Raw genomic sequence first — 15,397 nt, 5'->3', positions numbered from 1 at the left:
ATCATACTTTAATATGAGACTTCTGTGTACCATAAATTGGTGTCTTACTTGAAACAATTACGTTCGTCTGCATGTGTCAATAAGACACGTGTAGACGAACGTAATTAATTCAGCTGCTATAAATAGTTAGTCTTTAGAAAGTTTAGTAAAGAGCGAAAATCCCCAATGCCCGCATATTTCAACAAAAAAATAGACAACCAATTGTCGTTCTAATTGGTTGTCCATTCAAGATTTCAGTTCGGATTCCGGGATTCTTCACGTTCAACTGAAACAAATTTATTCAACTTTGATTTGTCCCATCATGCCGTTGTCCTCATGTTCTAGAATATGACAATGGAACATGTACACGCCTTTATGGTTGAATTGGATGGCAATTTTTACTCGCTCCCCTGGGTGAACGGATATACTATCTTTCCAACCTTGTTCATTTTCCGCTGGTTCTTCTCCATCCCGTGAAATTATTTTAAACTGTGTTCCGTGAATATGAAATGGATGAATCATGCCGCCCATCATATCTTTTTTATTGTAGATTTCCCACACTTCTGTGACACCTTGCTGTTGTGTGAAATCAATTCGTTCTGGATCAAATTTCTTTCCATTTATCGTTACCATGTGCATCATTCCGAAAAGTTCAATCTTCTTCGTGACAGGTAAATTCTTCTCTTCGGAAGTTAATAAGAAGTCATTTAGCATCTTGCTCATCTCATCAGTTTTTCCACTTTGATCTGAGACATCAAAAGGTAAAAGGACAGAACCATCTTCATTTATTAACGCCAAGTCATTTGCAGTATTAAGTTCCTCAAAATCAACAATTATTTCCGCTCGTTCGGACGGTGTTAGTGTAATTTCATTCAGTCTCACTGGTGCATTCAAGAAACCACCATCTGTGGCAATCTGAACAAAGGAATCTCCTGTGTTCAATTTAAATGTGAAATTCCTCGCATTCGATCCATTTAATAAACGGAGGCGTACCTTTTCTTTATTTACAGTTAACTTTGGATTGAGTGTTCCATTTATCAATAATGTATTCCCGATTGTTCCGTCTTCATTCATAGCTGCACTGTAATTCAATTGTTTCCTATCATCAAATCTTTTGTCTTGAAAAATCAACGGTACATCATTCTTTCCGTAATCACTTGGTAATCCAAGAGCTTTTGAATTCTCATCCTCTATATAAATCAATCCTGCAAGACCGTTATATACTTGTTCAGAGGTTTTCCCATCAGGATGGGGATGAAACCAAAGCGTTGCCGCTTCTTGTTCCACTTTAAATTCAATCGTTTTTTCTTCACCCGGTTTAATCAAATCATGTGGACCACCATCAACATCTGCGGCTACTTCAAGTCCATGCCAATGAAATGTTGTATTCTCATCGAGCTCATTAATCGTTCTAATTTTAACTGTATCACCTTTATCCATACGAATCATCGGCCCTAAAAACGTCCCATTGTATCCATACGTTCTTGTTTCTATCCCATCAAATATTTCAGTTTCTCCAATTTGTGCTCTAACAGTGTATGCGACTTCACCTTCATTATCACGTTCAAGTATCGATGGGATTTTCAATTCATTCTCACCTGTCGAGTCATTTAAACTTATAACTTCATCGTGGCTCATATGCTCATTTTCCGTCATACTCCCATCCATATCCATCATTGAATCATCCATTTCTTCATTATTCATCATGGAATGATTTGGTTGTGAACTAGGATTGCTACAACCACCAATAACCAACATACCTAGCGTAAGCGCGGTGATTTTTATTTTTATTCCCATTACATTTCCTCTTTTCTCTTGATTATTTCATTCGTATTGTAACAAGATAATATGAAGAAATTATGGAGGCGAAAGATCTGTATTGAAACCGTCATATTAAATGCATACATTCTGCATCTTTTGTTTGAATCCTAACAGGAAGATTAATCCTTTAGATGCTTCTACTTGTGTTATTTAGGTCACCTTTTTTCAACTATGTATTATTGAATAAAGATAAGTTTACTACTCAATAAGTCTCGTTCATAATTTTGTCTTATCCTCTCCATAGAAATTGGATATATGATAGCTATCATTATGTATAAGAGGGAGACAAAGAAAGCAATCCCCAAACATATAGGAGGTTTTCATTATGAAGAAATTTTTATTGTCGGCGGTTATGTTAAGTGTTTTGTTAGTTCTTGCCGCATGTGGCGGGAAGGATACTGAGAAGGTAGAAAACACAGGTTCATCGGATGAAGCAAATGTGGACAGTGATATAAATATTTCAGCAATCAACTTTGAATTTGACCAGGCTGAATACACTGTCAACGCCGGTGAAAAGGTTAAAATAACTTTTAAAAACGAAGAAGGAATGCATGGAATTGCTATCGATGGACTTGATGTGGACATTAAAGGTGACGGTGAAGCAACTTTCACACCTACTGAGCCCGGTGAGTATACAATCTATTGTAATATTGCTTGTGGAGCAGGACATGCTGACATGAAATCGACATTGATTGTCAAGTAATCTGATGATCGATGAATCAGCCTGATGTGCGCGTTAAATAATTTCATTAACTTATATGAAAAGTAGACAATCAAAAATAGATCATCGAAGTTTATTTTTGCACAAGGTGAGGAGGATAAAACTCCACGCCTTGTTTTTTATTTTTGGATAAAACTATTTTATCCTTTACATACTTTCTATCAGATCACTACATCCAATTTCGTCATTACTATAAATCCAATCTAAAAGTACATTGGGTCATATCTCTATTTCCACTTTCTTGTAAACTCGATATAAGCTATTCAACTACTAAAAAAATCATCGCTCCTGTCACAAAACTCAAAGTAAACCGGTAGAGTGGTACCATCAATGAAGCAGACAATATTCTTACCCAAATGAACAGATATCTGCTCGGCGGACGCTTTAATTGTAATCAGGTATTCAATTCTTATTCTTTACCGTAGAAGTTTCGACATCAAGAACCACAATTGGTATTCCACTTAATTTTAAATGCGTTTTCATCGTTTAATTAGGGTGAATAATATTCCTTTAACTTGAATTATTAATCGACTTTTTCCCCTTACACTACATTAATCACATAGGGATAGACCATAACTTCTCCATCAATTTTAAATTCAGCCCATAATTTATATAATCCAGGCTTATCAAATTGTGTTTGAAACAGTGTACTCTGATTTGAAACGGGATGAACATGAATAAAGTTTTCTACTTTTTCATCAATAATTACCACATGACCTAATGCTCCTAAGTAAGGCTCAGCTATGGCGTTTTTGATGTTAAAATTAAGTTTAATATCCTTTCCAGTCTCCAATGAATCATGCTGAAATTCAACGATTACCCCGTTAATCTCTTTTGTACCTTGTTCATCTATATTTAAACCAGTACTTATGTTATGACGAGCATCAATGTTACCACCCGTTGACACGGTAATCCCTTTAATCGTGTAATTTTTCCTTTTAGGTTTAATGTCCACAAAAGCCATATATAAGGGACCCGTCAATACAATATCGATTTCGAATGCTTGATCATTCTTTTGAACAGGATGTAGGTGAAAATATTCATTTAAATCTTCACTCACAATAATAAGATGTAGTAGTTTCTCGTGATTAAGCTCTAATTCCGGTCCTTTTCCTTCATCATCTTCTAAATACAATTTTATGACCTTATTATGGTAATAAATACTTACCTGAATTTCATTTTCCGCTGTTGTATCCAAATGATTTTTATGATGTTGCTCCATCTTAGATTCCTCCAATTTATTTTAATAGTTATTAACGCATCCGGACATAGTTTCTTTTGACGTCTGAGGATGACATTCATCTTCAGCATCCTTTTTAATAGAAATCCATTTACCACGTTTGAATTGTATAGTTAAGACCACAGCCCTAAAAGCAATATCTATACCAATTGCAATCCATACTCCAAGAAGTCCCCATCCAAGTTGAATTCCTAATACATACACAAGTAATGTTCGAATTCCCCACATACCAACGGCTGTCAGGTACATTGGAAACTTGGTGTTATTCGCTCCTTGAAATGCACCGGTAAGAATGAGTAATAAAGCGAGGAATGGCTGGAAAACACCTGATACTTTTAAGGATGTTCCGATATTTTCAATTACCTCAGCGTCGTTCGTAAATATGCTGCCAGCCCAGTTTCCTAAAGTAAAAAGCAGAACACCTATAATGGTCATCAAACCTATACCGATCCCTGTACAAAGGACTGCATATTTCTTTGCTTCGCCTATGTTTCCTGCACCAATTTGCTGTCCAACAAGAATGGTTGCTGCCGTCGCAAAACCGTAGCCAATCATATAGGATAAAACTTCCACGTTTCCTGCAATTTGATGAGCTGCAAAAACATTTGTACCAAGTGCGACAATGAATCCAAAGTATACGATTTGTCCAATCCTCATGACTAGCCTTTCACCAGAAGCTGGGCCTCCAAGGGTTACTAATTCCTGTATGTGTTGTTTATCTGGCTTCCAATAATCCTTCCTAAAAGCAAGAACAGGGGTACGCTTTATATAATAAAAGAGAGCAAAGCTACCAATAATTCTTGAAACAACAGTTGCTATAGCAGCTCCAGTAATACCCATTTCGGGAATTAACCAGAATCCAAAAATTAAAATATAGTCCAATACACCATTAACTATGTTAATTAAAATACTAACTTTCATTGGAGCACGTGTATCACCCGCTCCTCTTAAGACTGCACTTAATACAAACATTAAAGACATAAATACAGAGGGAATAGCTACAATTTTAAAGTAAATAGCCCCTGCCTCGAGCACATTATCATCTATTCCCATCAGCTTTAAAAATGGTTCTGCAAAGAAAATAGTAATAATTCCCGTCAATATGCCAATCAAAATAGCCAATATAACTGATTGCTGGGCAATATGTCGTGCTTTTTCTGGCTGTTTTGCTCCAATGAAATTTGCTATTCGTACATTAGCTGCAACGCCAATTGCCATAAACAAAGCAAAATAAATTGCAAGTAAAGCATTAGTGACACCTACAGCTGAAACTTCAGCAAGACCAATTTTCGATACAAAGTAAGTATCAACAAAGCCAAGAATCGTCTGAAACAAATTCTCTATCACTGCTGGCATCGCCAGTACGAAAATTATCTTAATTTTATCCTTTGTGTTTTCTGTATTAGGTATGATATCACTATTATTTTTCACAATAACCCTCCCACGATTATTAGTATTACCGCTTATAAGCTTCTTAAACTTTAGATTAATGGAGAGAAAAAAGCTGATACTGGGTATACAATGATAGGAAGTGAATCATGAAGTGAACTGATTGAAATGCAGAAGTTGAAGAGGAAATAAATTTCGCGATTATTTGACCGATTCGTAAAGCCAATCCATATCGACGTAAAGCGAAAGCGACGAAAGAACATCCTAGATGCCCGAATGAATTCCAACTTAACTTTAAACAAGGTGCTGCAAGAAAAGTATTATTAACCAATAATACGTATTTAACATACAAAAGTAGTTGACGTTCTTATTTATGAACGATCAAAGACGATGAACCAAATGACGTTCTGTCTAATGAAGTTTGGAAATCGCACTCTACACGTTCCTTAAATTGAAGAAGCATCACCATTTAACAGTGGATGCCTTTATCTACACGAGTCCACAATTACAAGCCTTAATGCAGGAAATGGAATTAGTTCGATCGATATCACGCTGAGGAAACTGTTGGGATAACACCATACAAGAATGTAAATCATTAGATGACGTAAAACAAGATATTAAGGGTTATACGTCCTATAACACTCATTATCGGGGCCAATGGATTTTAAAAAATCTGCCGCCTGCGAAATGCAGGCAACAGCTTAAATTAGATTCCTAGGATACTTTTCAGAATGTCCTTTACAAAGCGGTACACTTTACTCTATCATAGGATTTTTTCGGTATTATTCTTTTGTTAATTCTTTAAATTCACTTTCTGAAGACGCAACGCATTCAACACCACGGATACCGAACTAAACGCCATGGCAGCCCCTGCAACCCATGGGGCTAACAAGCCAATTGCCGCAATTGGAATTCCAACCGTGTTATAGAAGAAAGCAAAAAACAAGTTCTGCTTAATATTCCGCATTGTTTTCCTACTCATAATGATTGCATCTGCAACGCTATTTAAATCACCACGCATAAGTGTAATGTCTGCCGCTTCAATAGCAATATCTGTACCTGTACCAACGGCCATTCCGATGTTTGCCATCGCAAGCGCTGGGGCATCATTAATTCCGTCGCCCACCATGGCAACTTTCTTGCCTTGATCTTGTAGTTTTTTGATTTCATCACTTTTTTGTTCTGGTAACACTTCTGCTATGACGTGCGATAGACCGACTTGACGAGCAATCGCCTCCGCAGTACGCTGGTTGTCACCCGTTAGCATGACGACTTCTAAACCCAATTCCTTCATTCGTTTAATTGCTTCTTTTGACGTTTCTTTCACCGTATCTGCAACCGCAACGACTCCCGCAAGTTGTTTATCTACCGCAATAAGCATCGCTGTTTTTCCGTCACTCTCTAGCTTTTCCATAGATGCTTCTGAATCTAAAATCCCAATTTTTTGTTCATTCATCAATCTTCTCGTGCCGACCAATACTTCTTTACCACCAACAGTAGCACGAATACCGTAGCCAGGTATTGCTTCAAAGTCTGTGGCCTCAAGAAGTGATAGACCTTTTTCTTTCGCGCCAAGGACAATCGCCTGAGCCAATGGATGTTCAGACTGATTTTCAGCTGTTGCAACTAACTGTAGAACTTCATCTTTTGTAAACCCCTCTGTCACTGTAATATCTGTTAAAGCAGGTTCACCTTTTGTGACTGTACCCGTTTTATCCAACACAACTGTATCAATTGAGCGTGTATTCTCTAAATGTTCCCCGCCTTTAAAAAGTAAGCCCATTTCAGCAGCTCTACCTGAACCTGCCATAATCGACGTCGGCGTTGCCAGACCTAGGGCACACGGACAAGCAATTACCAAAATCGTAATTGTTGGAATAAGCGCAGAACGTAAATCACCAGGTGCTACCGCGAAATACCAGATAAGGAATGTACTAATCGCGATAACTACGACGATTGGTACAAAGACACTGGAAATTCTATCTGCCAAACGTTGGATATCAGCCTTGGATCCTTGTGCTTCCTCAACCACTTTTACAATTTTCGCTAAAGCTGTATCTTTACCAACATTTGTCGCTTTAATTTGCAATGAACCATTTCTATTAATTGTTGCACCAATGACTGTATCGCCTGCTACTTTATCAATTGGAAGACTTTCACCCGTAATCATCGATTCATCAATTGCGGAACGGCCTTCAATGATTTCTCCGTCCACTGGAATACTTTCTCCAGGCCTTACAAGGACGGTATCACCTGTGACAACTTGTTCAATCGGTAGTTCCAATTCAACGCCGTCTCTTAACACTCTTGCTGTCTTCGCCTGCAAACCCAATAGTTTTTGAATCGCTTGACTCGTTTTTCCCTTTGCACGAACTTCAAACAATTTACCGAGTACGATTAATGTGATAATGACAGCAGCCGCTTCAAAATACAGATCAGCATGTCCAATGCTTCCTGCATTCATCCATTCAAACGATAAATAGAGACTGTAGAAATACGCTGCACTAGTGCCGAGTGCAATCAATACGTCCATATTGGCACTTTTATTTCTAAGAGAATTAAATGCACCTTTATAAAACTGGGCACCAACGATGAATTGTACCGGTGTTGCAAGTGCAAGTTGTAACCAGGGGTTCATAAGTATTTCCGGCAAATAAATGAACGATAAAAATTCAAAATGTGCAATCATCGTCCATAACAAAGGAAATGTCAAAATAGCCGAGAAAATAAACTTATTCTGCTGCTTTTTGATTTCTTGTTCTTGGTGATCTATCTTGTCTTTCCCGTCTTGCTTAGGGATTAATTCATAGCCTAGTTTCTTTACTGCAGCGATTATTTCAGTCGTCTGAACTTGTCGATAATCATATTCTACCGCTATTGTTTCTAACGCAAAATTGACATTTGCATTGGTCACGCCGTCCATCTTACTAACTCTTTTCTCAATCCTCGTCGCACATGCCGCACACGTCATACCGGAAATATTAAACGTTTCTTTTTCTTGGATGACACTATATCCAAGTTTTTCAACTCTTTCCACAAATTCATTCACATTCGTTTTCTCTGGGTCATAGACAATCGTAGACCTCTCCATTGCATAGTTGACATTTGCTTTTTCGACACCTTCAATTTGCGACAAACCTTTTTCGATTCTGTTTGCACAAGCTGAACAAGTCATGCCATTAATTTGCAATATTTTTTCTATTGTAGCCATTTCCCTCTCCTCCTATACTTGTAGGGGGTATACTTTTTTTGAAAAAGAAAGATTATACCGATACGGTACAATCCTAACCACCAACTTATACTCCCACATGGTGTAAGCTTAATTTTCCGTAAAAATGTCAGACAAGCTCATAGCCTTGATCTTCAATCGTTTCTTTAATTTGAGCCAATGTCTCTGTATTGTCGAATTCCACAGAAACTTCATTATTATTTAGATCTACTTTAACTGCGGAAACACCTGCAAGTTCCCCAACATTCGTTTCGATTGAATTCACACAGTGATTACATGACATACCTTCTACTTTTAATATTTCTTTCATATTAAACGCCTCCTAATTTTATTGTTCTTTTAATCAACTTAACATACCCCGTACCGGTACATCTAGTTGGATATCTTACTACCTTTATTATTTTGTCATTGTTTTCATGACACTCATTAACTCTTTAATCGCTGCTTCACCATCTTTCCCTTTAATTGCGTTCGCTACACAGTGGTGTGTATGATCTTCTAGTAAAGCTAATGAAACCTTATTCATCGCTGATTGGATTGCGCTAATTTGGTGTAAAATATCTACACAATAACGGTCATTCTCAACCATTTGATGAACACCTCTCACTTGGCCTTCGACACGTTTTAATCGATTTAGAAGCTGTTGTTTATTTGGCTGAACTGTTGTTTTCGAAGTTTCTTCCATGATCTGCCCTCCTTAATAAACGCTCATTCCGTATACCCTATACCCCTATTTTAACACATCATTAAAGTAGGGTCAAACTATAATCTGTGTTCAATTTTATTTCGTCTATCCGACTCATGCAGCTATTTCGCGGGAATGAAAAATGAACCCCCATCTTTTAAAAAAGATGGGGGTTCATTTTATGGGGATACTTTAGTTTACCGAAATTGCAGTAAATATTGCTGCGGAAAAATCTGCACGCGATGCTTCTTTTCCGTGATTAAAGTTTGATGTATTAAAAACTTCTGTTTGATCAAGAGTCTTCAATGCATGAATTGCTTCAGAAGCCCAGTAACTTGTAGAAACATCACTATAAGAGGAGGTCGCCAATGCTTTATCCTCCATTTTTTCTTGAAGTTCGAATGCACGATTGACAATAACCGCTAGGTGAGTACGTGTAAGTTTATCATTGACCCCAAATTCTCCTGTTGAATACCCTTGGAGAATTCCCGCTTCATTCAGAGCAGCAATATCAGACGAGTATGCATAATCTGAAGTTACATCTTTGAATGTCACTTTTGTCGTTGCTTCTAACTTAAGCACACGATTTAACATCGCTGCTGCATGTCCTCGTGTTATCGGATTTTCCGGTTTAAACGTGGAATCAGGATAACCGTTGACAACGCTCTTTTCATTAAGTGCAATGATTGCGTCATGTGCAAGATGTTCCAGCGGTAGATCTTTGAATTTCCCACTCATTAATTGGGCTTTTTCTGCAGTGACAGGTTCAGGAGACTTGGTGAAATTTGCTACACGTTTAGCTCCCGCGTACTTAGGCGCCCAATATGAACTTGTCCTTATATTCGCTTTCAAGACCCCGCCGTTTTTCGCAGATATGAACTCGTCATTTCCTAAATAAATTCCAGTATGAGATATACCTTTTTTGTATGTGTTCGCAAAGAACACTAAATCCCCTGGTTGGAGTTCATCTTTACTAACCGCAGTACCCACTTTGAACTGATCCACAGATGTTCTTGGTAAGCTAATATTGAAATTATTATATACATATCTGATATAACCCGAACAATCAAATGCAGCAGGAGTTGTCCCACCGAACTTGTACGGTGTACCATGAAATTTTTTCGCATAGGTCGCAATCTCATTTGGAGTTGCCGCACCTACTTTATTTGTAGAGATAAACGATATTGTACTAAAAATAAAAACAGCTATTAGTATTTGAATAAATCGATTTTTCATTTTCCACCTCGAATAGTTTTTTTATTTCATTTTTGATTTTTCATTTTTCGACGTTTACTATTTATTACTTCCTGTATAACTTTAGCATAAGAAATGTCGGTAACGTTTTACAATCACATTACAATTGCATGACTAAATTAAGGATTAATTAAGGAGGAGTTCTGCAATACTTTTAAACAATTAACCTTTTATTGTCGATATGTTGAGCGCACATAAAAAAACGTCTAGATTCCAAATCTAGACGTTTTTTATACTTATGATTTTCATTGACATTTCCCCTTCTCATGACCCCTCTCAATTCTACTAAAAAGAATTGAAATAATTACTTAACCACCTAAAGTCCAGCTTCAATTAATTCAGACTTTCAACAAATTCTTTTATCATTTTTTCATCCATTGGACCAATAAACTTATGTTTGATTTTCCCATCTGTGCTAATCATATACGTTGTTGGAATTGGCACAATCCTATATAAATTCATTACTTCACCATCACTATCAAGTGGTATCGGAAATGTTAGCCCATATTCGTCTACAAACTTCTCGATACCCGCAATCCCACTTCTCTCTGCGGTCGTCAAATTAACCGCAATAATTTCTACGTTCGCTGAATCTTTATATTTCGCATAATAGTTTTGCATGTGCGGCATTTCTGCCTTGCATGGAGCACACCACGATGCCCAAAAATTGAGTATAACTTTTTTTCCTTTGTAGTCACTTAGTTTTATTTTGTCACCTGTCAGAGTTGATAGTTCAAAATCAGGCGGTGTATTTCCTGTTTCAAGTCCGAACTCGTATTCATTTGTTGTACTAGCTGACCCAACAACAACCTTATCAATCGGCTTCGCTGTTTCCAAATTCGATTTAACCGTCATAACAACCAACGTCCCGATAATTAAAGCGATTATTACCATACATACAGTTCGGTTATTCACGATTGTACCTCCGTTCCATTTTCTTTGTAGCAGCCTAAAAAATTATTTATCTAATATTTTTACAGTTATGGATAGTATATTAACTACTGATTTTCCGGATCCATCCGTACCATCAACATGCCCGAATTCATCACTGGTAAATTTTAAATCAATTTCATTTGCTGCAACTACGCCATCTTTATATTTTTTATACACATTTTTCATTAATATCATCATAAACGACCTAAAGTAATAAATACGTGATTTAAACCATCCTTCAGTAATACCCCTTTACATGGATTGAATTATTACAGTGTTTATTTGGTAGATCAATATTTGTATTCAGCATCCCACTGCTGCACTTGTGAAAAGCAAGTTTCTACTTAGATAAAATTCTCCTCCTTCAAATCCGAGTATACTCAGTATTTATGCATTTTTAGTGAAGAGCGAAAAATATGCAGGAAAGAACTGGTCTGCTGAAACTTTTAAAGCCCTTAAAAACTCCTTTTGGAGTGTCTAAGGGCTTTAAAGTGATAATTCTTGATTCATTCCTATTGGAGATATTTGTATTGTAGTGGAGTTTGAGCATGATTAGTTTTTTGCTAGACTTTCGTTCATTATTATCTGTGAAATTGCTTTTGCGAGTACAGCGGACGTCCTATTTAGTTCTGCTTCGTCATTTTCAATTCCGCCCATTTCAACAAGTAGAAGACGTTTATGAAGATCCTGATTATATTTTCCATCCACACCATGACCTGATTTGAATACGATATTCTTTGTTATATTTGGCACAATTTGTTCCATGCCGGCCATTACTTTCTTAGCTAAATCTTGATTCATTTTGAAGTTATCATGGTCACCACCGATTACAAACACGACTTGAGCAAACCTTTCACCTTCGTAAGTGACTGTTGTTCTGTCTGCTTTGAGGGAGTCTCGGTGTATATCGAGTATGATGTCGTAATCCACCTCGTTTAACGATTTCTGTACATACGGCCTAACTACATCATACGATTTGTGAAAAGGAATTCCTGCTTTTTTCATTTCCGCTGTAATGTCGACGTCGATAATATCCGCACGTAAACCATTTAACTTCAAATGCGATTTAATCGTTTCGCTGAGATTCATAATATTCGCTTCCGGATGGTAAACTGCAGTTTTTCCGTCATGCTTAAGTGTGATGGGTTCAAATGCCTCCTGTGAATGTGTGGCATATAAAAGTGCACGCTTTCCAGTTTGGATTACAGGGTCCGGTTCGATGATATTTGCCGCGTAAACTAATTTTTGCTCATCGGATGAAATGACCGCTACTTCTTTCCGTATTTCATTTGGAATCTGTTCCAAAACAATTGGAAATAGGAAGAGGAAGAAGATAAGTACGCTCCAGATTTTTAACGATTTCCGCATAGGCAACCCTCCATCAACCTATATATGCAACTTAGGTATGTTAAAGTATTTAACTTACAATAAATCGTCCTATCATCCCAAATTCCTTATGTCCTGGAATCGTACAATAAAATTCATAAACACCAGATTCGGTTAGCGTAAATGAAAGAGTCTCCTTATTTTTAGGTGCAGCATGTAAATGTAACAAATCTTTATCTTCTCCATGATTATGTTTAGATCCCTTAATCATGTTGAAAAAGGTAGTCCTGATTTCAATATCATGCTCAATCGTATCCAGATTTTTGAGTGTTAATGTAATTGGTTTATTTTTTTCTAGAATAACTTCATTTTGTGAGTATTTCATATCAGTAGTTTCTATAGTAATAACTTGACTATTCTTATTAAATTCTTCTGTACTATTAATTATCGATGAATGAGCACCATGTTGTAATTTGGAATTCATCGGTTTCTTGTTCTCTTCCGCCAATAAATTACCGGCTATTAGGTATACCCCAATAAATATTGATAGTAAAACCGGTTTTAAAAACCATCTTTTATTTTCTATTTTACTTTTTCTCGAAGTTTTTAAAATGACAATAATGAAAATTGTACTAATAGAAAGGAGTAAGAAAATCTGCGTCAAGTTAGTTGACTGGTTGACATTAATCATTTCACCTAACATTGCCCCCATCATGCCACCCATCAAACCAGCCATTACTCCTTCTAATGCAGAGAGAATGCCGAAACAATAACCGCATAAAGAACCCGCAAGTATACCAATAATTATTGATAGTATTGTTGAATAATACAAGTTCCCTTGATATGCTGCGCCTAATAGAACACCTGCAGTCAAACCTACATTCATCCCAAAATACATTGAAATAATCATCCCTTGCATCGTTCGAAAAGCTTTTCTCCAGATTATCGCTAACGTAATAACCACAACTGTTAACAAGCCAAGTGAACCTAATATAAATAATTCATAGTCCCCCATCATACCCCACCTTTTTCAAACTAAAAGATAATTATGTTTCCATATTGCAAAGAAAGATTATATACCTTACAAGGGTATGTAATATATGTGAACTACATGACTGACATCTGGGGATATTTGTATTCTTCTAAATATAAAAAGAGCATATCTTCTGCATAGTTCTTGCGTATTTAATAGGTATACTATAATTGGATAAATCTGGGGGGGTCAATTGAATATCCAATCATTCACACAATCGCTATGAACCGGAAAAACATATTGCAGTTGGACAGCATCCTAATTAGGTAGAACGGGATTCTCATGAAGGGCATCGTGTGTACAATGCATACATGGTCGAACAAATAATGAATCGAATCACTTAGAACATAACTCTAAAAGGGTATTTAGCTATCGTGTGAAAAATTTATATATATTACGTTTATAGATGTTAACACCCACCCCACTAAATTCCAATATCTTGTATAAAATACAAAAGGAGGGGAACTGTGGAATCCAATGTTTTAATCCAAAGTAAGTTGAACGAATTAAAGTGTATGGAAAGTTGTGACCCAGTTGTACTTTTAGCGGAATTAACAATGAATCAACAAAAGATTAAAACAAAGCACGAATTATATTATGATCAGAAACAAGATCAGACATGGATTGAACATTATTACTGTACGATTTCTTTTAGTCATTCGACATCTATACAATTACACCGAGAATTACAAAGTTTAGTAAAGCAAACTCATAAATTTCAGTATCCATATTATATTAGTAAAGATCAATACCTGTATACGTGGGTGGATCTTCAACCAAATGGACAATTAATAAGCATCTACTCTGGAATACAGAAAAATCCTCAAAAAATTATCGAAGAAGAATTCATAACCATTCAAAGACGATTCGACCTTTATGGAAAACTCATTAATAACAAAAAGGACTCCAGTAAAAATATTGATAAACAGGTTCGAAAAATTTCAAACCAATATAAATTTAATGCTGAACACGTTGTGCCACAATCTTGGTTTAAAGCAAGAGAACCAATGAAAGGAGATTTACATACTCTATTTGCTTGTGAACCAAAATGCAATAGCATTCGATCAAACTTTCCATATTACGAATTTGAATCAAAAACAGATTCCAAAAAAGTTCATAATCACTGCGGATTTTATGCAATGGGCCGCTTTGAACCGGAATATGGAAAAGGTACTGCCGCCCGTGCAACGCTTTATTTTTTATTGCGTTACCCTAAAACTATTATAAAGAGATATAGAAAAGAAATAAATTTGGCATTATTATTTCGATGGCATGAACAATTTCCCGCAACTATTTATGAAAAGCATAGAAATAAAGCGATTTTTGAAATTCAAGGAAATCGAAATCCTTTCATCGACTTCCCCAACCTGACAGAAAAAGTAGCTTTTTCATAGCAAAAGACGCAGAAAAAAATCCAGTAAAGTCAATATACTTATCTATGAACTCGATTTTCTAATTGAAGAAATCGTTTTTGATAATACAGGCACTTTAACACAAGGCGAATTCACTGTAACAAATATTGTTAATTTCACACAACAAAAAGAGGGACACTGAAGTATGGGGGATATATAATAAACCGGACGAAATGGGCAGAGTGCTTTATCCATTCCATATTCACGGAGCTCAATTTAAAATATTTTCAGATATGGGGAAGAATCACCGGAAAATGATTGGCACTGTAAAAACAGTAATTTACTATTCACTCAGGTGAGACGGTTACAATAACCTTATAGTTTAAGGATAAGGGTGTGTATATGTTCCATAGCCCCCATTCCTATCTCCTTGAA

Annotated in this window: 13 protein-coding genes; 2 read left to right on the top strand and 11 right to left on the bottom strand. The window is 36.4% G+C overall.

Features of this window, described 5'->3' with window-relative positions; translation table 11 throughout:
* Positions 1–276 precede the first annotated feature (276 nt).
* Positions 277–1,776 carry a multicopper oxidase family protein gene (locus tag ACXYMX_RS01210; protein ID WP_459042387.1) on the bottom strand — a complete coding sequence of 500 codons (1,500 nt, stop codon included), beginning with the start codon at positions 1,774–1,776 and terminating at the stop codon, positions 277–279.
* Positions 1,777–2,125: 349 nt separating this feature from the next.
* Between ACXYMX_RS01210 and ACXYMX_RS01205 the strand changes: the two genes are divergently transcribed.
* A complete protein-coding gene (locus ACXYMX_RS01205; protein ID WP_459042386.1) occupies positions 2,126–2,503 on the top strand; it encodes a cupredoxin domain-containing protein in 378 nt (125 codons plus the stop codon).
* Between the two features lie 559 nt (positions 2,504–3,062).
* On the opposite strand, the gene ACXYMX_RS01200 is transcribed toward ACXYMX_RS01205, so the two are convergent.
* From ACXYMX_RS01200 to ACXYMX_RS01155, 10 genes are all read right to left on the bottom strand, one after another.
* Positions 3,063–3,743 (bottom strand): hypothetical protein, encoded by a 681-nt coding sequence (locus ACXYMX_RS01200; RefSeq protein WP_459042385.1) that lies wholly within the window; start codon positions 3,741–3,743, stop codon positions 3,063–3,065.
* Positions 3,744–3,764: 21 nt separating this feature from the next.
* Positions 3,765–5,192: an MATE family efflux transporter gene (locus tag ACXYMX_RS01195; protein ID WP_459042384.1), complete on the bottom strand. Its 1,428-nt coding sequence runs from the start codon at positions 5,190–5,192 to the stop codon at positions 3,765–3,767.
* A gap of 751 nt (positions 5,193–5,943) precedes the next feature.
* Positions 5,944–8,361, bottom strand: coding sequence for a heavy metal translocating P-type ATPase (locus tag ACXYMX_RS01190; protein ID WP_459042383.1), 2,418 nt, complete (start codon positions 8,359–8,361; stop codon positions 5,944–5,946).
* Positions 8,362–8,488: 127 nt separating this feature from the next.
* Positions 8,489–8,689 carry a copper chaperone CopZ gene (copZ, locus tag ACXYMX_RS01185; protein WP_459042382.1) on the bottom strand — a complete coding sequence of 67 codons (201 nt, stop codon included), beginning with the start codon at positions 8,687–8,689 and terminating at the stop codon, positions 8,489–8,491.
* A gap of 87 nt (positions 8,690–8,776) precedes the next feature.
* Positions 8,777–9,064, bottom strand: coding sequence for a metal-sensitive transcriptional regulator (locus tag ACXYMX_RS01180; protein ID WP_459042381.1), 288 nt, complete (start codon positions 9,062–9,064; stop codon positions 8,777–8,779).
* 192 nt (positions 9,065–9,256) lie between these two features.
* Positions 9,257–10,300, bottom strand: a complete 1,044-nt coding sequence (locus ACXYMX_RS01175; RefSeq protein WP_459042380.1) for a C40 family peptidase — start codon at positions 10,298–10,300, stop codon at positions 9,257–9,259.
* Positions 10,301–10,651: 351 nt separating this feature from the next.
* Positions 10,652–11,233: a redoxin domain-containing protein gene (locus tag ACXYMX_RS01170; RefSeq protein WP_459042379.1), complete on the bottom strand. Its 582-nt coding sequence runs from the start codon at positions 11,231–11,233 to the stop codon at positions 10,652–10,654.
* A 42-nt stretch (positions 11,234–11,275) separates the two neighbouring features.
* Positions 11,276–11,437, bottom strand: a complete 162-nt coding sequence (locus ACXYMX_RS01165) for a hypothetical protein (protein ID WP_459042378.1) — start codon at positions 11,435–11,437, stop codon at positions 11,276–11,278.
* A 366-nt stretch (positions 11,438–11,803) separates the two neighbouring features.
* Complete coding sequence (gene spoIIP / locus ACXYMX_RS01160) at positions 11,804–12,619, bottom strand: stage II sporulation protein P (RefSeq protein WP_459042377.1); 816 nt, start codon at positions 12,617–12,619, stop codon at positions 11,804–11,806.
* Positions 12,620–12,668: 49 nt separating this feature from the next.
* Entirely contained in the window at positions 12,669–13,592 is a 924-nt protein-coding gene (locus ACXYMX_RS01155; RefSeq protein WP_459042376.1) for a plastocyanin/azurin family copper-binding protein, read from the bottom strand.
* 485 nt (positions 13,593–14,077) lie between these two features.
* Between ACXYMX_RS01155 and ACXYMX_RS01150 the strand changes: the two genes are divergently transcribed.
* The gene (locus ACXYMX_RS01150; RefSeq protein WP_459042375.1) at positions 14,078–15,004 is read left to right on the top strand and encodes an endonuclease I family protein; all 927 of its coding nucleotides are present in this window, start codon (positions 14,078–14,080) and stop codon (positions 15,002–15,004) included.
* The last annotated feature ends 393 nt before the right edge of the window (positions 15,005–15,397 follow it).

This window comes from Sporosarcina sp. CAU 1771, from assembly GCF_054482775.1.
This window is presented reverse-complemented; position numbering and strand designations above follow the sequence as displayed.